General features: G+C 57.6%; 21 protein-coding genes and 1 pseudogene. 16 read left to right on the top strand and 6 right to left on the bottom strand.

Going from position 1 to position 18,812, the window contains the following annotated elements; genetic code table 11:
- Together tnpB and ASD36_RS14050 are read left to right on the top strand one after the other, a co-directional pair.
- Positions 1-348: IS66 family insertion sequence element accessory protein TnpB (tnpB, locus tag ASD36_RS14055; RefSeq protein ID WP_156393857.1), on the top strand; the 348-nt coding region annotated here is incomplete at its 5' end.
- 74 nt (positions 349-422) lie between these two features.
- Positions 423-1,856 (top strand): annotated as a pseudogene (locus tag ASD36_RS14050) (IS66 family transposase); the annotation flags it as partial.
- A gap of 42 nt (positions 1,857-1,898) precedes the next feature.
- Here the strand turns inward: ASD36_RS14050 and ASD36_RS30150 are convergent.
- The 3 genes from ASD36_RS30150 to ASD36_RS14040 form a co-directional block, all read right to left on the bottom strand.
- Positions 1,899-2,354: a nucleotidyl transferase AbiEii/AbiGii toxin family protein gene (locus ASD36_RS30150; protein WP_244489842.1), complete on the bottom strand. Its 456-nt coding sequence runs from the start codon at positions 2,352-2,354 to the stop codon at positions 1,899-1,901.
- A 130-nt stretch (positions 2,355-2,484) separates the two neighbouring features.
- Complete coding sequence (locus tag ASD36_RS14045) at positions 2,485-3,072, bottom strand: DUF6088 family protein (protein ID WP_060511289.1); 588 nt, start codon at positions 3,070-3,072, stop codon at positions 2,485-2,487.
- Positions 3,073-3,213: 141 nt separating this feature from the next.
- On the bottom strand, positions 3,214-3,870 hold the full coding sequence (locus ASD36_RS14040; RefSeq protein ID WP_244489841.1) for a 3'-5' exonuclease: 657 nt from the start codon (positions 3,868-3,870) through the stop codon (positions 3,214-3,216).
- Between ASD36_RS14040 and ASD36_RS31700 the strand changes: the two genes are divergently transcribed.
- The gene (locus ASD36_RS31700; protein ID WP_277996000.1) at positions 3,808-5,970 is read left to right on the top strand and encodes a LuxR family transcriptional regulator; all 2,163 of its coding nucleotides are present in this window, start codon (positions 3,808-3,810) and stop codon (positions 5,968-5,970) included. The genes ASD36_RS14040 and ASD36_RS31700 overlap by 63 nt on opposite strands.
- A 116-nt stretch (positions 5,971-6,086) precedes the next feature.
- Here ASD36_RS31700 and ASD36_RS14030 read toward each other — a convergent pair whose 3' ends face one another.
- A complete protein-coding gene (locus ASD36_RS14030; protein WP_060511287.1) occupies positions 6,087-6,992 on the bottom strand; it encodes a LysR substrate-binding domain-containing protein in 906 nt (301 codons plus the stop codon).
- A 147-nt stretch (positions 6,993-7,139) separates the two neighbouring features.
- Here ASD36_RS14030 and ASD36_RS14025 point away from each other — a divergent pair, with 147 nt between their 5' ends.
- The 8 genes from ASD36_RS14025 (at position 7,140) to ASD36_RS30145 (ending at position 14,223) form a co-directional block, all read left to right on the top strand.
- The gene (locus ASD36_RS14025; RefSeq protein ID WP_060511285.1) at positions 7,140-7,838 is read left to right on the top strand and encodes a type 1 glutamine amidotransferase domain-containing protein; all 699 of its coding nucleotides are present in this window, start codon (positions 7,140-7,142) and stop codon (positions 7,836-7,838) included.
- A gap of 64 nt (positions 7,839-7,902) precedes the next feature.
- On the top strand, positions 7,903-8,343 hold the full coding sequence (locus ASD36_RS14020; RefSeq protein ID WP_060511282.1) for a heme-binding protein: 441 nt from the start codon (positions 7,903-7,905) through the stop codon (positions 8,341-8,343).
- Between the two features lie 190 nt (positions 8,344-8,533).
- On the top strand, positions 8,534-9,295 hold the full coding sequence (locus tag ASD36_RS14015) for an alpha/beta hydrolase (protein WP_060511281.1): 762 nt from the start codon (positions 8,534-8,536) through the stop codon (positions 9,293-9,295).
- Between the two features lie 76 nt (positions 9,296-9,371).
- Positions 9,372-10,652, top strand: coding sequence for an MFS transporter (locus ASD36_RS14010; protein ID WP_082562823.1), 1,281 nt, complete (start codon positions 9,372-9,374; stop codon positions 10,650-10,652).
- Positions 10,653-10,738: 86 nt separating this feature from the next.
- Entirely contained in the window at positions 10,739-11,470 is a 732-nt protein-coding gene (locus ASD36_RS14005; RefSeq protein ID WP_060511278.1) for an SDR family oxidoreductase, read from the top strand.
- Between the two features lie 356 nt (positions 11,471-11,826).
- Positions 11,827-12,501, top strand: a complete 675-nt coding sequence (locus tag ASD36_RS14000; protein ID WP_060511276.1) for a hypothetical protein — start codon at positions 11,827-11,829, stop codon at positions 12,499-12,501.
- Positions 12,502-13,028: 527 nt separating this feature from the next.
- The gene (locus ASD36_RS13995; protein WP_244489839.1) at positions 13,029-13,907 is read left to right on the top strand and encodes a 3'-5' exonuclease; all 879 of its coding nucleotides are present in this window, start codon (positions 13,029-13,031) and stop codon (positions 13,905-13,907) included.
- 169 nt (positions 13,908-14,076) lie between these two features.
- Positions 14,077-14,223 (top strand): DUF1127 domain-containing protein, encoded by a 147-nt coding sequence (locus ASD36_RS30145; protein ID WP_003551724.1) that lies wholly within the window; start codon positions 14,077-14,079, stop codon positions 14,221-14,223.
- 550 nt (positions 14,224-14,773) lie between these two features.
- Here the strand turns inward: ASD36_RS30145 and ASD36_RS13990 are convergent.
- Positions 14,774-14,977: a cold-shock protein gene (locus ASD36_RS13990; RefSeq protein ID WP_011654114.1), complete on the bottom strand. Its 204-nt coding sequence runs from the start codon at positions 14,975-14,977 to the stop codon at positions 14,774-14,776.
- A gap of 147 nt (positions 14,978-15,124) precedes the next feature.
- On the opposite strand from ASD36_RS13990, the gene ASD36_RS13985 reads away from it, so the two are divergent.
- Positions 15,125-15,511 carry a type II toxin-antitoxin system RelE/ParE family toxin gene (locus ASD36_RS13985; protein WP_037103288.1) on the top strand — a complete coding sequence of 129 codons (387 nt, stop codon included), beginning with the start codon at positions 15,125-15,127 and terminating at the stop codon, positions 15,509-15,511.
- A gap of 30 nt (positions 15,512-15,541) precedes the next feature.
- Here the strand turns inward: ASD36_RS13985 and ASD36_RS13980 are convergent, their stop codons facing one another.
- Positions 15,542-15,865: an XRE family transcriptional regulator gene (locus ASD36_RS13980; RefSeq protein WP_037103286.1), complete on the bottom strand. Its 324-nt coding sequence runs from the start codon at positions 15,863-15,865 to the stop codon at positions 15,542-15,544.
- 219 nt (positions 15,866-16,084) lie between these two features.
- Between ASD36_RS13980 and ASD36_RS30140 the strand changes: the two genes are divergently transcribed.
- From ASD36_RS30140 to ASD36_RS13960, 4 genes are all read left to right on the top strand, one after another.
- Positions 16,085-16,848 (top strand): IS5 family transposase gene (locus ASD36_RS30140; protein ID WP_112834743.1). Its coding sequence is split into 2 segments (ribosomal slippage): positions 16,085-16,400 and positions 16,400-16,848, totalling 765 coding nucleotides; the frame shifts between segments, so codons are not numbered across the junction.
- A gap of 82 nt (positions 16,849-16,930) precedes the next feature.
- Positions 16,931-17,218 carry a hypothetical protein gene (locus ASD36_RS13965; protein WP_060511268.1) on the top strand — a complete coding sequence of 96 codons (288 nt, stop codon included), beginning with the start codon at positions 16,931-16,933 and terminating at the stop codon, positions 17,216-17,218.
- Positions 17,219-17,279: 61 nt separating this feature from the next.
- A complete protein-coding gene (locus ASD36_RS30625; RefSeq protein ID WP_156393856.1) occupies positions 17,280-17,441 on the top strand; it encodes a hypothetical protein in 162 nt (53 codons plus the stop codon).
- A 45-nt stretch (positions 17,442-17,486) separates the two neighbouring features.
- Positions 17,487-18,797, top strand: coding sequence for a DUF3300 domain-containing protein (locus tag ASD36_RS13960; RefSeq protein ID WP_082562822.1), 1,311 nt, complete (start codon positions 17,487-17,489; stop codon positions 18,795-18,797).
- The last annotated feature ends 15 nt before the right edge of the window (positions 18,798-18,812 follow it).

Raw genomic sequence — 18,812 nt, 5'->3', positions numbered from 1 at the left:
GGCATGATTGCGTCTGGCGTTGTCGTTTACGTCTCCTGCCAACCGGTCGACTTTCGCAAGGGAGCGGCTTCGTTGATGGCTTTGGTCAGGGATGGCGGTCTCGATCCTTTCAACAGCGCCCTTTACGTGTTCCGTTCCAAACGGAAGGACCGTGTCCGGATCGTGTGGTGGGATGGCAGCGGGGTCTGTCTCTATTCGAAAGTTATCGAAGGAAATGGCTTTTGCTGGCCGGCAGCGACGGCGGCGCGCATCCGTCTGGATCATGCCCAGCTCATGGCCCTACTCGCCGGAATGGATTGGAAGAAGATCCGCCCGGCGACAATCAGGAGGCCGCTTTCGACGGGTTGAACCCATCCAAGAAATCTCACGCATGTTATTGTAAACGCTAGGAAAAGATCACTATTTGTGATCTACTTCCAGCTATGATGTTCTCTGCTTCGGACCTTCCTGACGACGTTGATGCACTCAAGGCGATGATCGTCGCCATGAGCGCAGAAGGCGCCGCTGCCCGAGCGGAGATCACCCGGCTTGAAGCGCTCAAGAAGGATACGGACGAGCGGATAGCCACTCTCACTGCGATTGTAAAAGTGCTTGAGCGGGCTCAGAAAGGCAAGCGCTCGGAACGGCTGCGACTGGGGATCAACGACGATCAGATCGACTTTGCGTTCGAGGAAGTCGAGACCGGCCTGGCAGCGATCGACAGCGAGCTCGACCAGTCACGGAAAGACAAGCCAAAGCGGGAAGCACGCCCGCGCAAGGGCTTTGCCGCTCATCTCGAGCGCATCGAGGAGGTCATCGAGCCTGAAATCCCCCAAGAATGTCGAGGTCTGGAAAAGGTTTTGATTGGCGAAGACCGATCCGAGCGGCTCGATGTCATCCCACCGAAGTTTAGGATCATCGTTACTCGGCGGCCGAAATACGCATTCCGAGGGCGTGACGGTGTGCTGCAGGCTCTAGGCCCTGGCCATATCATCGAAGCCGGACTGCCGAGCGAACAGCTCCTAGCTTACATCGCCGTGTCCAAATATGCCGACGGCCTTCCGCTTTACCGTCAGGAAACAATCTACCTGCGCGATAGCGTGACGCTGAGCCGCTCCGTGATGGCTCAATGGATGGGACATCTCGGCTTCGAGCTCAAGATCCTGGCCGATTACATCCTGGAGAAAATCAAAGCAGGTGAAAGGGTCTTTGCCGACGAAACGACATTGCCGACCCTGGTGCCTGGTTCGGGAAAAACAATGACGGCATGGCTATGGACCTATGCACGTGATGATCGGCCGTTCGGGGGATCAGGGCCACCAATGGTCGCCTATAGATTTGAAGACAGCAGAGGTGGGCGCTGTGTGGCCCGTCACCTGAGCGGCTTCAACGGCATTCTCCAGGTTGATGGGCACGGCGCCTATACGAGCATGGTTAAAGAGCAGGTCAAGGCAGGCAGCAACGAAACCATCACGTTGGCAGGGTGCTGGGCGCATGTCAGGCGCAAATTCTACGAACTGCATATCGGTGGTATCAATCACGCCGCGACAGCCTCGGTGAAGGCGATGAGCGAGTTGTGGAAGGTTGAGGACGAGATCCGGGGAAAGGATGCCAACATCCGTGCTGCCGCACGACAAGAGCGGTCTGCGGCCATTGTCGCCAACCTTTTTGACATCTGGGAAAAGGAGCTGGCCAAGGTCTCTGGCAAGTCCAAGACCGCGGAAGCGATCCGCTATGCAATGACCCGTCGACAATCTCTGGAACGCTTTCTCGGTGACGGCCGCATCGAGATTGACTCCAATATCGTCGAGCGCGCAATCCGTCCCCAAACGATCACACGCAAGAATAGTCTATTTGCCGGAAGCGAAGGCGGTGGCGCCTGTGAGCTTGGTGCCGGGGCGAGAGAGGCGCTTTTGGGACTATCCAATGGGGCGTGCGGGGTGAACGGGAAGTGCGCGATTATCGATCAGCTCGACGCGCGATGCCGCGTAATCATAGGCCCAGGAGCTGATATCCTTGTTGATATTGGGAGCCACCGTGTCAAAGCCGGCTTCGAGCAACACGCCGTCCTTGAGATCCGATTTCGTTCCGGTCGTCTCGGGGTAGTAGAGGCGGATGCCGCCGCTGCGATACGTCTCGTTGTCAAATTCGGTATCGCGCTCGATCTTCTGGATGCCGTCGATCGTGATCGTCTCCGCCAGCCAGTCATAGAAGCCCTTGCGGCTTTCACGATGCGCTGCCTTATCGTGATTGGGGCCGGTTTTTACCTCCATTGCCTTCGGCGGTTCGATACGGATATCGATATCCTCCGAAAAGCGGTTGATGATGCGGTATCCTTTCGATAGCGAGGTGCCTCCCTTCAGCTCGAACGTCATCTCCAGCTGCTGCAGGCCGTACAGGCAATGCATGATCCAGTAGTCTTTTTCGACCAGCACCGGCTGCACCTTTATCTGGTCAGCGACGATGCGCAGCAGGGACGCAAAATCCTTGTGCTTATGGAGGAAATCAGCTGGCATGCGTGTCGGCGGCGAGGGTGTTGAAGAATTTACGCGTGCGCACCATGCCGTATTCCTTGGCGGCACGGGTGAGTGCGGTGCGATTGCCCTGCAGGGCACGTTCCTTCACGCGGGCCAGCACCTGATAGCGGTCCTCGGCCAGTTGGTCGAGATTGTTGACCAGGTCGACCAGCAGGAATTCTTTGGTCAGGGTTTTGGGGAAGGCTGGCTTTCTGCGGAACTCGAACTCTCGGCCGCCCAGCATGAAGTTGCCGTGGCGCTTATGGTTATAGACGACGGTCTTGTTATAGAGCTGCGTCGCGCCGACACCCAGGCTGTTATAGGCATTGGGCGAGGTGACGAGGTAACGGTCATCCTTCAGGAAAGCCTCGACGAGCGCGTCATCCTCGGCGGGGGCTTTGCCGAACGCGGTCTGCTTCGGCCGGTGATAGACGCCGGTCGATAGCTTGGTCAGGTATCCTTCTGCCAGCAGCTGCTGAAGATGCCGATCGACAGACGACGACCATTGGGTGAGATCCTCCCGACGGTAGACCTTGCCGGACCGCAGATGCTTTTTCAATTCCTGTAACTTCGTCATGGGTTAGCTCCTGCACTCACTATAGCGACATATGGTCGTGAATGCAATTTTTTCCAAATTTCATGCAAATTTTGGCGACGACTCAACACCCAGTTTACTGAAATCATAGAATTATATAAGGGGACTTTCCGGCAACCTCCACTACTCGAATATCGAAAATCCCGGAACCGACTTGCCCTCCGGAAGGTCATGGACGATAGCGACGACATGACGTGCCCTCGTCAAGGCGACGTACAGTTTGGCACGCGCCTCTCCTTCCAGTTGGTCCTTTGGGTCTTCCAGCCACGACATCATTTTTTCCGTGGGATAGATAACGACGCGGTCAAAACCGAGGCCTTTAGATCGTCCGAACGTAAGCGTCGGTAGATCGGCCGCCGCGACCTTGATGCTGGAACTCCACCGAAGCTGCACCGGCTTACCCGTTTTTAGATAGCGAGGCAGGTCCTTGCGCCTGACGATATGAAGTCCTGCGTCATCAGGGACTGGCTGGCGGCAATGGTCGCAGTCGCATGCAGCGGTCGCTGCCATGGCAGGATAGAGTTTGGAGGACAATGCACAAATAGCGGCGCTATTGCGGTGCGATGTGGCAAGGCTCGCCGTATCGATCTCGCAGGAAACCTTTTTAGGCAGTTTCTCGCGAATGAAGTTCTCGATTCCGCCGTTCCTGTATTTCTCGTAGCGTGCTTCCAGATGGGTGAGGTAGGTCACCTGCCTCGGATCACCTACGAGCACGACATGGGAAGGCGTTTTGAACAAGGCCACCAGGATATCGAGATCGTAGCCAGCAAGATCCTGCACTTCGTCCACAAAGATGAACGGGTAGACGTCCCTGCATTGAGCAGGGCTGCCGTAGGTGAACTTGCAAAGCTACGCGGTTTTGACGGTGATGAGATTTTTCGTGTCACCGGGGGCAATCCCTATTTCATTACCGAGCTGATCGAGGCGGGCGGCTGGAAGGTGATGCCGACAACCATTCGCGATGCCGTTCTTGCGCGTGCGGAGGGTCTAACGGCTCCTGATAGGGATGTTCTTGCCGCAGCCTCGATCTTTCCCGATGCAGTCGACTTCAAGTCTCTCGATGCGATTTGCGGCGATGGCGCCGAAAAATCTTTGCAGGCATGCCTCGACTGCGGCCTGATGCGTCGGGTTGACGGAACATACTCGTTTCGTCACGAGATCACTCGCCAGGTGATAGAGCAATCTTTATCGCCCATTCGCCGTCGTGGCTTGAACGCAACGGCCCTGGCAGCCTCCCGCCATGCCGAGCATGTGCCGTGGGTGCGGTTGATACACCATGCGAACGAAGCGCAGGATATCGCTGCCATCTGTGAACTGGCACCGCAGGCGGCAGCAGAAGCGGCAAAGCTGGGTGCCCATCGCGAGGCGATCGAGTACTATGAACTGTCATTGAACCATGCCTCTGCTTTTGATGAAAAGATGCAGGCAGACCTGTATGAAAACTACGCCTTCGAATGTCACCTGGTCGGTCAGGTCGAGCGGGCCATAGTTTCGCAGAAAAAAGCGCTCGCTATTCATCACCGGCTCGGCGCGCCATTGCGAGAGGGCGAAAGCCTGCGGTGGCTGTCTCGGCTCAGTTACCTCGCAGGCAACCGCGAGGATAGCGACGCCTATGGAAAGGAGGCCGTGGATCTCCTGGAGGCGCAGCCTGAGGGAGCGGAGCTCGCCATGGCATATTCCAATCTCTCGCAACTGAGTATGCTCGCAGGCGACACGGAGACAGCATGCCACTATGGGCAGCGGGCGATCGGCCTGGCGCAATCCGAAGCTATCGGCAGACCCGATATTCTCTGCCATGCACTGAATAATGTTGGCACCGCAGTCTTGTGGCGTGACCCAGATCAAGCCCGGGAGCTCCTTGGACGTAGTCTGGAAATTGCCCTCGCTCACCAGCTCGAGGAGCACGCAGCTCGGAGTTTCACTAATCGAGGCTGGATAGAGCTGCGTTTGCATTCTGTCGCAGACGCCGAGGATTTTCTCGGGCGTGGAATTAGCTACTGTATCGAACACGACCTCGATACGTGGCGTGACTACATGCGTGGTGAACAGGCGGAGTTGTTCACCCATCTCGGCCGCTGGGACGAGGCGGAGGGGGCCGCCAGCTTGGTCGTCGGCAACGTCAATGCGCCTCCCTTGTCACGATACCCGAATGTTCTTGCGCTCGCGGTTCTCTGGACACGGCGTCGTGAGCCGGCAGATGCGTTACTGGAGGAACTGTCGCGTTTTCTTGAGACGGGCAGGGAGCTGCAGAGGCTGGCACCCTATGCCGAGCTGATAGCGGAGCGGGCTTGGTTGGGCTTGGAGTGCATCGGACGAGCCTTGAATTTGCTCGATCAGGCCATAGCTCTTTCCAGGGATGACGCCAGTGTTTCGCTGCTGCTTGTCTGGAAACGAAAACTTGGAGCAGACGTTTCGCTCGACTCGGCTTTCGGCGTAGATCAGGTCGTTCGCCAGATGCTGGCTGGTGACTGGGCGGCCGCAGCGGAGACATGGGGCGAGAGGGGATCGCCCTATTGGCAGGCCATGGCACTCCTCGATCGCGACGATAATGCCATCTATCACGCACTAGACCTCCTTGAAGGCTTGGGAGCCTCGGCAGTTGCCCAGCATGTCCGTGCGATCATACGTGGCCGACTTGGCCGTGTTGCCGCCCGTGGTCCAAGGGCCAGCACGAAGGCCAACCCGGCCGGCCTGACGATGCGCGAGATGGATGTGTTGCGATGGGTTGATCTGGGCAAATCCAACGGAGAGATAGCTGCTTTGCTGTTCGTCTCGGTCAAGACGGTGGATCACCACGTTTCTTCGATTCTCGCCAAGCTCAACGCAAAAACGCGGACAGCTGCTGCATCTCACGCTCGTAGTCGGGGTCTGCTTTCATAACCACAACAAAGCCAATAATGAGATATTTGGAGGCTTATTTCATTCGACAACAGGTCACCGGTTTGTATCTCATCAAGGCGATACTTTCGCGAGAACGAGCGAAACTCGGAATTGGCTTATTGCGATACCAGGTCTTTCGCAATTTCGCTGACGACGCCCCTAAGCCAACGATGAGCGGGATCGTGACGATATCGCACATGCCAAGCCATCTCGACCGGGAATGTTCCAAGATCGACAGGTGCTTCCACGACCTTAAGCCGAGGGTCGCGCTCCAGGCTGCGACAGATCAGGCGCGGCAATGTTGCGCAATAATCGGTCACCGCGACCATCTCGGGAACTGACAGGAAATGCGTGACGGAGACAGCAACCTCGCGCTTGAGGTTCTGCTGCCCCAACGCCTGGAATACGCCCGCGCGAATGCGACCCGGCGGCAGGACGTTGACGTGCTTCAGGCTCTCGTAAAGATCCCGCGTCAGGCTGGCACCGACATCCGGATGGTCGCGACGTACGATGCAAGCCAGTCCATCGTCCATGAGATGCTGGACGACGAGGTTGTCCGGTGGGTCGATGACCCGTCCAAGCACCATGGCGGTCGTGCCTGAAATAACTCCCGTATCAGCTAGATCGTTGCCGAAAGGCGTCATGCGAAGTTTGATCCCCGGAGCTTGCTCTCGCAGCCTTGCAACCAGCGCTGGCATCAACACAAGTTCGACGTAGCTGTTGGGCGCGATCAGAAAAAGCCGCTCTGCGCTTGCTGGATCGAAATCCTGCTGGTGGATGACGAGATCATCAAGCTGCGCCAACGCCGCCTCGATCGTCGGCGCGATCTCCTCGGCAAGCTGTGTCGGTCTGATGCCGTAGCGCTCCCGGATGAACAGCGGGTCTTTCAGCATGTCGCGAAGCCGATTGAGCGAATTCGACAGCGCAGGCTGCGTGATGCCAAGACGACTGGCAGCGCGGGTGACGCTCCGCTCCTCCATGAGAGCCAGGAAGACGGGCAGAAGGTTCAGATCGTATTTCATCCAGATGTAATTGCACGTGAATATCTAAAATCCAATAAGTAAATTTCTCAAATATCTATGCGGATGACATGATCACTTCATCGAAAGGCCAGCAGCGCTGATCGACAATCCGGGCCGATCTGGCCGCGACCATCAAAGGATAAGACGATGAAAGTTCTCATGGTACTGACTTCGCACGATACGCTCGGCGACACCGGCCGCAAGACCGGGTTCTGGCTTGAGGAGCTGGCCGCGCCTTATTACCTCTTCAAGGACGCCGGCGCGGAGATCACTCTTGCCTCGCCCAAGGGCGGCCAGCCGCCGCTCGACCCGAAGAGCGACGAACCGATGTTCCAGACCGAGCTGACGGCTCGTTTCAAGGCAGACGCCGACGCTAACGCGCAGCTCGCCCAGACGGTGCGCCTCGACAGCGTCGACCAGAAGGATTTTGATACGGTCTTCTATCCCGGCGGTCATGGCCCGATGTGGGATCTCGCTGAAGACAAGAATTCCATCGCGCTCATCGAATCCTTCATCGCCGCCGGCAAGACCATTGCGCTTGTCTGCCATGCTCCGGGCGTGCTGCGCCATGTCAAGAACGCCGACGGCTCGCCGTTTGCTCAGGGTCGCTATCTCACAGGTTTCACCAGTACCGAAGAAGAAGGTGTTGGCCTGACCAAGGTGGTCCCTTTCCTGGTCGAGGACGTGCTCATCGCCCAGGGTGCCGTGTTCTCCAAGGTGAAGGACTGGGGAGTCCACACGGTCGTCGATGGCCAGCTCATCACCGGGCAGAACCCGGGATCTTCCGCCGAGGCCGCCGAAGCTCTGCTCACAGCCTTGAGCCAGACGCGGGGCCGGGCAGCCTGATCATTCAGCATCGTGGACGGCCGCCAGCAGACGGCGGTCGGCCACCCGAAAATCGGATATCGAAATGATCAGCCTCAAACCAACGCTATCGTCTGCGCATGCCCGCCAGATGATCGAGACATCAAAGTCCAAGGCGAACGAGTTGGATGTCGCATGCTCGATCGCAGTGATTGGCCCGGACGGCCACCTGCTTTCCTTCGATCGCCAGGATGGAGCCATGCCGGGATCCGTTGAACTGGCGATCAACAAAGCGTTCACCGCTCAGATCTTCAACAATGGGACTGACGCGCTGAGCGTGTTGGCTCAACCGGGTGCTGAGCTCTTCGGAATTCAGCATTCCTACAACGGTCGCGTGGTCGTGTTCGGAGGAGGCATGCCTATCCGATTCCAGGGGCAGGCGATCGGCGCGATCGGCGTTAGCGGCGGCACAGTCGCAGAAGATGTGGCCATCGCGGAGGCTGGCGCTGGAGTTCTGGCTGAGAGTTTTGTCCCCTGTGGCGCCTAGGCCAACCAAGGGGCTGAAGCCAAATAGTATTCGGCCCCGGTAATCTAAACCTGTCGCGACCGCCCATGTCCGCGGCTTGTCCCTTCATCGCGCATTTTTGTGCCCGATTTCAACCGCGGTTGTTTCGGGATCGGACAAGTGCGCGCTCAATTTCCCCTCCGATCACCATGATTTCAGAAGGATACATGAAATGAAACTCCTGAACTCCCTCATCTCGGCTGTGGCCGTCGTTGCAATCACAGCCAGTGTCGCTCTGCCGGCGGCTGCGGCAGACTTCAAGGCCAAGACCGTTGTCCTCGTTCACGGCGCATTTGCCGATGGTTCGTCTTGGAACAAGGTCATCCCGCTTCTGAAGAAGGCAGGATTGAAAGTCGTGGCGGTCCAGAACCCGCTGGACACCCTGGAAAATGACGTTGCTTTCACCGACCGGGCGATTGCCGATGCTGAAGGCCCGGTCGTGTTGGTCGGTCATTCCTACGGCGGCGCCGTCATCACGCAGGCGGGTGTTAATCCGAGGGTTCACTCGCTCGTGTACGTCGCGGCCTATGCTCCAGAGGTCGGACAGTCGGTCCTCGATACCCAGAAGCCATATCCGGATGCTCCGGGCAGACCATTCATCAAGAAAGATGATGCGGGTTATCTGAAGTTCACCGACGAGGGGGTCTTCAATTACTTCGCAGCCGATCTGCCTCGCGACGAACAGGAACTGATCGCAGCCACACAGGGTGCGTTTGGCGTCAAGGCCGTTTCAACGCCCGTCACACAGGCAGCCTGGCACACGGTTCCTTCCTTCGAGGTTGTGTCCACGGACGATAAGGTGATCCCGCCGCAGCTCCAGCGAGATCAGGTCAAGCGCCTAAAGGCGACAGCCGTCGAGGTGGCTGCCAGCCATGTCGTCATGCTGTCGCACCCGGACGTGGTGGCGAAGCTGATCATCGAGGCTGCGAAGTAACTCCCATGTCATGGCGGGTTGGCTTCGTCTTGGCCCGCCATGTCCATCAATCTGCTTCTCACCCCGGAGATCCCTGATGACGCATATACTTTCCACCCGCCCGTTAGCCGACTATCGTCTTCGGGTTGTTCAGGCTGATGCTGCCAGCGCAGACGTTCCGGCAGCACTTGCCCGCCCGGCGCTTTCGTTCGCCGCCACTGTCGCTGCGATCGTACTGGTCGCGATCGATCTTCGTCCGGGGATCGTTTCGATCGGACCACTGCTGCCCCATATCAGTCAGGAGTTTGGGATGTCCAACGCCGAGGCATCCCTGCTGACAGCTATTCCTGCAATGCTGATGGGTTTGCTGGCGTTTCCCACCCCTTGGCTCGCCCACCGATTTGGCCGCGACAGGGTCATTCTGACCGCGCTGATCCTCCTGATGTTGACGACAATTCTCCGAGCCTTCTCCGGCTCCGTCGTTATGCTTCTGGCTTCCACTGTGGGAATAGGAGCGGGGATTGCAGTCGCAGGTGCGCTGATCCCAGGCTTCGCAAAGAAGAGTTTTCCGAAGCAGGCAGCGGTTCTAATGGGGATCTACGCATCTTCATTGGGCCTTGGCAGTACGCTTGCGGCCGGCCTGACCGAGCCGCTTGCAAATCTGGGCGGAGGCTGGAGGTTCGCTGACGGCATCCTGGCAATTCCGTGCCTGACGGCCATAGCTGCCTGGATCGTTGTCTCTGCCGCTGAAGGCAGAACACTGGCGCTCGTCAAAGAAACGTCGACATCGGCACGACGCCGTCTGCCCACCGCCAATCCTGTTGCCTGGCTGATTGCTCTCTACTTCGCTGCCAACAACATCCTGTTTTTCGGGTTCGTGTCGTGGACAGCGCCGATATTCAGTGAATTGGGCATGAGTGCCACCGCTGCGGGGCTCCTGCTGGCAGGCTTCACTGCTGCATTCATGGTCGCGAATCCGTTGGCTGGATTGATCAGCCGCGACGAAGACCGTCGCCTCGTGATAGCTCTGTTCGCAGGATTGGCCCTTGTCGGCTCGGCTGCCGTCGCGATTTCGCCAGACTTCCTGCCGTTTTTCTTCATTCCGATGATTGCTTTCGGCGTGGGCGGATCTTTCACGCTCGCAATGATCCTGCCCCTCGACAACGCGGTGGATGCCCACGACGCCAACGCCTGGACGGCGTTCGTCATGGGGATTGGCTATTTTTCCGGCGCGCTTGGCCCACTGCTTCTGGGGATCCTTCGTGACAGTACCGGCGACTTCAGGTTCCCTCTCTGGATCCTCGCTGTTGTGGCGCTCTTGATGTTTGGTCTCTCACCTTTCCTGCAGCCACATCACCACCGTCGCCCCAAAGCATAACATTTTCCCCGAATTGCTGGCCTGGGCCCGCATCAAACGGCTGCCTCGTGGCTGGCCATAACCCCACCGAACTCAAGGACAAGACCATGATCAAAGACAAAGTCGTTCTCATCACCGGCGGAAGTACAGGCATCGGAGCGGAGGTCGCCAGAACTCTCGCGGCAAAGGGCGCAAAGGTGGCGATCGCCGCAAGGCGCCAAGACAAGCTCGATGCGGTCCGTGCCGAAATCGCAGCGCTGGGCGGTGACATCCGGGCGTACGTGATGGACGTTACCGACAAGCATCAGGTCAAGGCTGTCGTCGAGGCCGTGGTTCAAGACTTCGGCCGCCTCGATGTCATCATCAACAATGCGGGCATCATGCCGATCCGGCCGATGTCTGAAGTCAACACGGACGAGTGGGACGCGATGATCGACGTGAACATCAAAGGCACCCTCTATGGGATCGCCGCGGCCTTGCCATTGTTTCTTGCGCAGCAGAGCGGCCACATCATAAATCTGAGCTCCGTCGCAGGCATCAAAGTATTTGCGCCGGGCGGTACCGTCTATTCCGGCACGAAGTTCGCGGTCAGCGCGATCTCGGAGGGGCTTCGCATCGAGGTCGGAAGCGCCGTGCGTGTCACCTCGATCGAACCGGGCGCCGTTGAGAGCGATCTGAAGCTGGGGACGACGGGCACCGCGCGGGACACGGTGCATGGTTTCTACGAACAGGCCATCCCGGCATCGTCCGTGGCACGCGCAATTGCCTTTGCAATCGAGCAGCCCGACGACGTCGATATCAATGCGATTGTGATCCGTCCCTCGGTGCAGGAATTCTAGTCGTCTTGGAATCGGGCGGGATTAATTTTCGCCCGATCTCCGTATTCAATCTTGAGAGCCAATGGCAGTCGTCAACCAACCATATTCGACGTTCGGCTAGCACATAGGTTAAGCTCTATACGGCCTCACAACTGTTATCCCGCGGCGAAACAGAGGGTCGACTGTTCGGATCGGCTCAAGACGACTGGGTTTGCAAGTGGTTCGAAATCAAATCGTATCGGGGCAGATGACGGCGGTAAAATATTCCGGCATTATGCTTTCCCATGTTCCGCCCGTCCACGCTCTCCCCCTTTGTGTATTTGTCTCCGGCTCTTCATCAGGATGAACTGGCAGCTAGCCCACTTGCCACCAATGGCATGAAGCTTCTCCGCTATGTCGAGCAAAACGGCGGCATTCCGTTGACGCAGTCCATGGGCGCTTTCCATAGGAAATGTGTCGAATGGGCCGCACATGGATTCCAGTGGCCCGGGTATGAGCCGGAAATACTCTATTCCGTGAACAAGGTTCTCAACGAGCCGGATTTTCCTCCGCTCTCCATCCTGCATTGGGCGCTGCAGGACCTTCGTATCATCCGCCACTACAAGGGTAGGGCCGTGCTCACGAAGCGCGGCAGTTCGATCCTCGGCAATCACGGCGAGCTTCAGGCAGTTCTCGCAGAATGGATTCTGGCCGCTCCGCTGCAAGAGAGTCTATCCCCCGAAGCCGCCGCCCTGTTCTGGGATCTTAGGCATATGCTGAGCATCGTCTCGACCCGGTTGGGCGACTGGGTGACGCTTGGCGATTATACCGAATGGGCACTCCCGGTGGAGATTTTCCCGGCGCGGGGACCACTCGGCCCCCGACACGAGGCAGGCTGGTTCATCGCCCATAATCTCGTTCGCCCGCTGACCTGGCTCGGCATACTGGAGAACTCGCCGCAGAACGTGCCAGCCATGTCGATGATGGACAGGCAATTTCGGAAGACGGTGTTGTTCGATAAATTCTTCAGGATCGGCCTTCCGATCGGAGTCGAGGCCGTTATCCTCCACTGATAAGGCCAAGTGCCTGTGGATGCTGCAAATCTGGTTCATCGCGCAGGGCTTGGGACCTCTTTGCCGCCAATTCTGATCATGGAGCTAAGGTGGCGGCTCTGGGATGTGAGAAGCGGCCCCGCGCGCCGGGGGCTGTCGATCCCGGATCCCGGCGTTGCCGTCGCTGTGCTAACCCTCCTGCGGCAACCCTTTAGACCGGTCTTACGGGAGGCGAACGGCTTTCGCAGTTCCCGCTACAGCTGGTATGCCCTTTCCTGTTTGGGACGTATCTGCAACGACCCAAGAGCTGTCACTGCGTGAAACTGCGCGATCGTAAACCTTGCTCGACAGATTGGCTGAAATCGCACCTCCACCAACAAGGTTGATCTGCCGATCGTGCCGTGTTTTGAAGCAAGAGAATTGGCGGTGAGGCTTTCACAACAGGAATGGCACAACAGTTTGACATGTTTCCGGAGCAGGTTCCGCGCGACGATTTGGTCACGCGTGCCGCCTCCAGATTAGCCAAACCTGAGCGGCCTGCCGTCCCCATGAGTGAAGAGGACATGGTCCGTCATCTGTCGGAGACAGGCCGCTACCGCATCCTTACGAAAATGGTGCCGCCAGCGGTCGCGCCGAACCCGCGTCCGGAGTATCCCCTCAAAGGTATTGTGCTCGACACCGAGACCACGGGCCTCAATGCGCGCAAGGATGAGATTATCGAGATCGGCGTGGTCGCTTTCAGCTTCGATGCGACCGGACGTATCGGTGACGTGACCGGCATCTATGGTGGACTTCAGCAGCCCAGCGTTTCCATTCCTTCCGCAATCACCAGGCTCACCGGAATAACCGACGACATGGTGGTCGGGCAGTCGATCGATACGGCTGCGTTGCAGGCACTGATCGAACCCGCCGATCTGCTGATTGCCCACAATGCCGGTTTCGACCGGCCATTCTGTGAGGCATTTTCTCACCTATTTTCCGGCAAGGCCTGGGCTTGCTCTAACTCTGAGATCGACTGGTCGTCGCGGGGATATGAGGGCACGAAGCTCGGATACCTGATCGGGCAGGCGGGCTACTTCCATGATGGTCATCGCGCTGTCGATGATTGTTTCGCACTTCTGGAGGTCCTAGCTCTTAAGGGGGATGGCTCTGCTTCCACGGCTTTCGCCGAACTCTATGAAGCAAGCCAGAGATCGCGTATCCGAATTTTTGCGGAGAACAGTCCCTTCGACATGAAGGATCACCTGAAGGCGCGAGGCTATCGCTGGTCCGACGGAAGCGATAGCCGACCCAAGTCCTGGTGGATCGAGGTTGGTGAAGAAGCGCTCGAGGATGAGCTCCGCTATCTCAGGGCCGAAATCTACCGCTATCCAGAGGCCGATCCACCGACTAAACGCCTCACCGCCTTCGACCGGTTCCGGGCCTGATAGCCTCTTCAGCTTACATCTGATTGGACCCATGCTTTGAGCGCATGGCCGGCCTGAGAGCTTGTGCCTTATCGACGGGTGGGTAAGGGTCTACATCCCAATCATCGAAACGACGTTGGAACCGAAGCAAGGTTGCTGGCGTCAAGAGACCTCACGGAAGGGGATCATCATGAACGTAGCACGCTCTTTCAATAACTGGCGCAAGTATCGTCAGACCGTTACCGAACTCGGCCGCATGAGCTCGCGCGAACTGCAGGACCTCGGTATCAATCGTGCCGACATCCACAGTGTTGCTCGCCAATCGGTCGCTCGCTAAGCGGCCCGCTCCCAAGCCGACCTGAATGACAATACGCCCGCTGGTGACGCGGGGCGTTTGCGTGTCTAGCTTGCCGCAGGGCGCTAAGCTGGAGATTTCTTACGATCAGTTTGAGGCCATGCGTTTGTCGCATGGCTGCGCTGCTTCAAAGTCTATTTAATGTGCGGAGGAAAAGAGTATCCTGGTTTCATTGAAGCGATGCACCTCCTCCCGCAGAGCTTCGATTTCAGACGACCCACTCCTCCTCCCAAGGGGCGTCTGTCGGAACAGCGGCACTCCTCCTCCCAGCCGTTGTTCAACTCTTTCGAAAAGCCTGCCGCACCTCCTCCCGCGGCAGGCTTTTTCGTTTTGCGGACGTGCTGATTAGAGCCCAAGAGCTAAGCTGCGGTTCTTGCCCGCTTTCGTCCGTGTTAAGGGACGACAGGGTGATCCCCAGGAGCCGCATCGATACGCTGAAGGTGAAAAGCAGGAATTTTCAGTAAGCACGTAGAGCGCGGACGAGACCAGTCTGCCCAAATCTATCGGTCAGGCTGGCCTCGCGGCCCGCAGTTCAGAGCACGCTAACGTTCTCAGCCTTCGATTTTCCGGTCTTGCGGTCCTGGCCAACTTCGAAAGTGACCTTGTCACCTTCTCTGAGCGAACCGCCTTGCTGCAAGGCGGACACGTGAACGAACACGTCGGTTCCGCCAGTTTCCGGCGTGATGAAACCAAATCCCTTGTCATCGTTGAAAAATTTAACAGTACCGGTTGGCATGACAGTTCCTTTTCAATTTTCGCAGCCTTCTGACTCAAAGCTGTGTTAAAGTTTGCATGTCTGTGTGTGCTTTGCATCCAGGCTGAAACCCAACCCCGCTTCGCGGGAGAAAGAGAGTCCTATAAGCAATGGGGAATTTGAAACTAGATGTCCAAGAAATTTAAGTTTGTGAACGAAGGCGCCAAACGCGCTTTTATGGATCTGCCAACAGATATTAGAATCAATTTTTCAGGCGAGATCCGGAGAGTTCAGGAGGGCGAGGACCCGCTCGATGACTTCAAGGTTCTCAGAGGCGAATGGAAGGGCGTCATCGAGCTACGCGAAAACGGTTCGCCCGCCTATAGAGCCGTCTACTGCGCAAAACACCTCGACACCGTCTACATTCTCCACGCCTTCACCAAGACCAGCGAAAAGGCTGATCAGAAGGAAATGGACACTGCACTGTCCCGCTACAAGGAGATGATGGCCGAGGTCCGGGAAGTGACCCAGGCTGAAGCGAAGGCGGCTAAAGACAAAAAACCGACGAAGAAATAACACTCCGAAACTGGAGCAAGGAGAGGCCGGTTATGCGGCCTCTTTTTGTTTTTCTTCGACACGGCAAACCACGTGATGGTTGCCATCAAGCGACGGCTTGAAGCGGTAGCCGAGAATTGCCAGGTAGCCAAAAAGCTTCTGGACCGAAAGGACGGCGATCTTACCGCGCACGAGTTCACTGACGCGCGACTGCGGGATGTCGAGCGCGGCGCCGATATCGGCGTTCTTCCAGCCGCGCTCCTTGAAGATGGCGACCAGCGTGTTGACGAGATCCGATCGCAACGTCAGATCCGCAGCTTCGATCGGATCGTCCGTGATCGCTTCAAAGATGTTGTCGTATTCAAGCTGTGTCATCGCACAATTCCAAACTTCAAAATTACAGAATTCTGTAAATAGGCCAAAATGACGGAGCCGTCAAGTTGGCAACGCTGGATCGTGCGAACCGGTGCGGAACGCTGCAAGGCCCATCGCCCTTTGGCCGGCCAAGTGGCTGCGCTAGGCCGCGCACTCATAAACCGGGTTTGCAAATCGGGTTGATTTTGATTCATTGAAGCCTTGATTTGGAGGCTTCTCATGACCCGTCGCCGGTTTGATCTCACCGATTTCGAGTGGACTGTTATTCAACCCTTGTTGCCGAATAAGCCGCGCGGCGTGCCCCGCGTTGACGACCGGCGGGTGATCAACGGCATCTTGTGGCGATTCCGGACAGGCTCGCCCTGGGCAGACGTTCCGGATCGATATGGCCCGTATACCACCTGCTACAACCGGTTCGTGCGATGGCGCAAGGCGGGTGTCTGGGATCATGTTCTGGGCGAGATTTCCAAGGCTTTCGATGGCGATATCGTCATGATCGACAGCTCCTGTGTCCGTGTTCATCAACATGCGGCGACGGGAAAAAGGGGGATCAAGACGATGGCTGCATGGGACGTTCCCGTGGCGGCTTGACCACCAAAATCCACGCAGTTGTCGATGCCGATGGTCGACCGATCCGTCTCGCACTCACAGCCGGCCAAGCCCATGATGGCCGTATGGCGGAACCAATGTTACAGACAATCTCAAAGGGTGCGATCCTGCTGGCGGACAAGGCCTACGATACCAACGCTATAAGAGCATTTGCAAAGCAACGGCAGGCATGGGCCAATATTCCTGCCAAGAGCAATCGGAAGGGAAGCTTCCCTTTCAGCCAATGGGTTTACCGCCAGCGCAATCTCGTTGAGCGTTTCTTCAGCAAACTCAAACAGTTCAGAGGCATCGCCACCCGTTACGACAAAGACCCGATGAACTTTCTCGCCGCCGTCAAATTGGCAGCAGCAAGAATTTGGATCAGATCGTTATGAGTCTACGGCCTAATACGCGCTGCCGGTCTGCGCTCTTCCGGCGATGCACGATGTCGCGGGGCCACAGCATCGGGCGACTGCAATGGCCATCTACGTCGCGACATCTTCGATGATTGGCGGCACGTTAGGTCCCTTGTTGATGGGCTTCCTTTCCGATGCCTATGCTTTGCGTGCGATGGTGGGGGCGGGCGGAACCGAAATGACAGAGCAGTTCAAAGCCGTCGGCCTGCACGATGCAATGCGGCTGGTACCGGCCTTTCTGCTCGCCACCGCGATTGCCCTTTTGCTTGCTGCGCGAAGCTTTCCCAACGATGAAAGGGCAGCGACGATGCAGGCCCGACCAAAGGCAGATCGCTCTTCTGGCGGGTGAAAGGCGATCAGCCAGCTGAGTTTCCGGTCGGGGGCGCGCATCGGATGGAGCCTCGCGCTCAATGGCGGCGAAATCCGTCAGCCAGCACCTGGCGAGCAATGCCACCCATGAAGGTGGTCAAAAATCAATTGTCACCGGCGAAGCAAATTGCCCAATCATGGGCAATCCGACCTTCGAGAAGCTGCTACTGAACAAGCTGCCGATCTTTGAGAGGGTGAAATGAAAGCCCGATCATTTGTTTATCGCCGGTAGTGGAAGAGGATAGAATATGTTCCTAAGGTACTGTTCGCAGCGTGTGCCAGCAATTGCGTTGCTCGCGCTTCTGACCTGCCCGATCACGATAGCAAGTACCGCGGCGCAAGACAAAGGCGCTGCCACGGCCGGCGCCGCTGATACAGAGGAAACGCAACCCCGACCGCTCAGCGAAGACGAACTTGAAATACTCGTTGCCCGTATAGCTCTCTATCCCGACGAGCTGGTGGCGGTTGTCACATCAGCCTCGCTGTATCCGCTGCAGATCGTCGAGGCGGTCCGCTTCCTCGAACAGGTAAAGAAAGATGCCAAGCTGCAGCCGAAGGACACTTGGGATGGCAGCGTCATCTCGCTCTTGAACTATCCGCAGATCGTTATGATGATGAGCGACGATCTCGACTGGACGCAGTCGCTCGGCGAGGCGCTTTCCTATCAGCAGCAGGACGTCCTGCTTGCCATCCAGCAGCTCCGCAATGAGGCCGTGGCCGATGGCGTCATCAAGACAAACGACAAGATCATGGTGACACAGGAGAACGACAACGTCGTCATCACATCCGTAAGCCCGGAGAAGATCTACGTGCCACAGTATGCCCCGGAGATGCTTTACGAGCCGGACTACGTGGTGGCCCCGATCTCGTACTATCCCGATCCCTATCCGAACTACTACTATCCGACGGCGACCTTCTTCGCAGGAGCTGTAACCGGAGCGATCTGGGCTGCGACCGTCGACTGGGATCATCATGGAGTCTGGGGTGGCGGCTGGTACGGCGACGTCGACATCGACTGCAACAACTGCTTCAACAACATCAATGGCAAGGTCAACATCAACGACGTCGACTGGAAAAACGTCGATCGCAACAAGATCAAGATCGACAACAACCAGTTCAACAAGGTCGACCGCACCTCGGTTCGCAACAGCATCGAGGCGAACGGCAACAACAGTATCAAGGCGAAGGCAAACGTGATCGGCAACGACCGTTCGACCAACATCCGCAACAACTCAGGCAATGTCAGCGTCAAGGACGTCCGCAACTCCAAGATAGAAAAGAGCGACCTGTCGCGTGCGAAAGTCGGCAACAATGACGGGCTGGCCGTTCCCGGCAAGAAGCCGGCTCAGGCCGCGCAGAATCGCAAGCCGGATCCGAAATTGAGTAAGCAGAAGGCCAACTTCGACCGCCCGAAGACGCCCTCGGCGCTGGGGCGCGTGGATAGCGGACGTCGCACCGAGATGCAGTCCAATCGCGGCAGGCAGGCAATGGGTGGCGGTAATCGCGGCGGGGGCGGCGAGCATCGCGAAATCAAGCGCGGCGGCGGCCGTCACCGGTGACCCAGGGAAAAGGAA

This window comes from Rhizobium sp. Root1334, from assembly GCF_001426665.1.
GTDB lineage: Bacteria > Pseudomonadota > Alphaproteobacteria > Rhizobiales > Rhizobiaceae > Pararhizobium.
The sequence above is the reverse complement of the archived record's forward strand: the minus strand, read 5'-3'. Positions and strand labels throughout refer to the sequence as shown.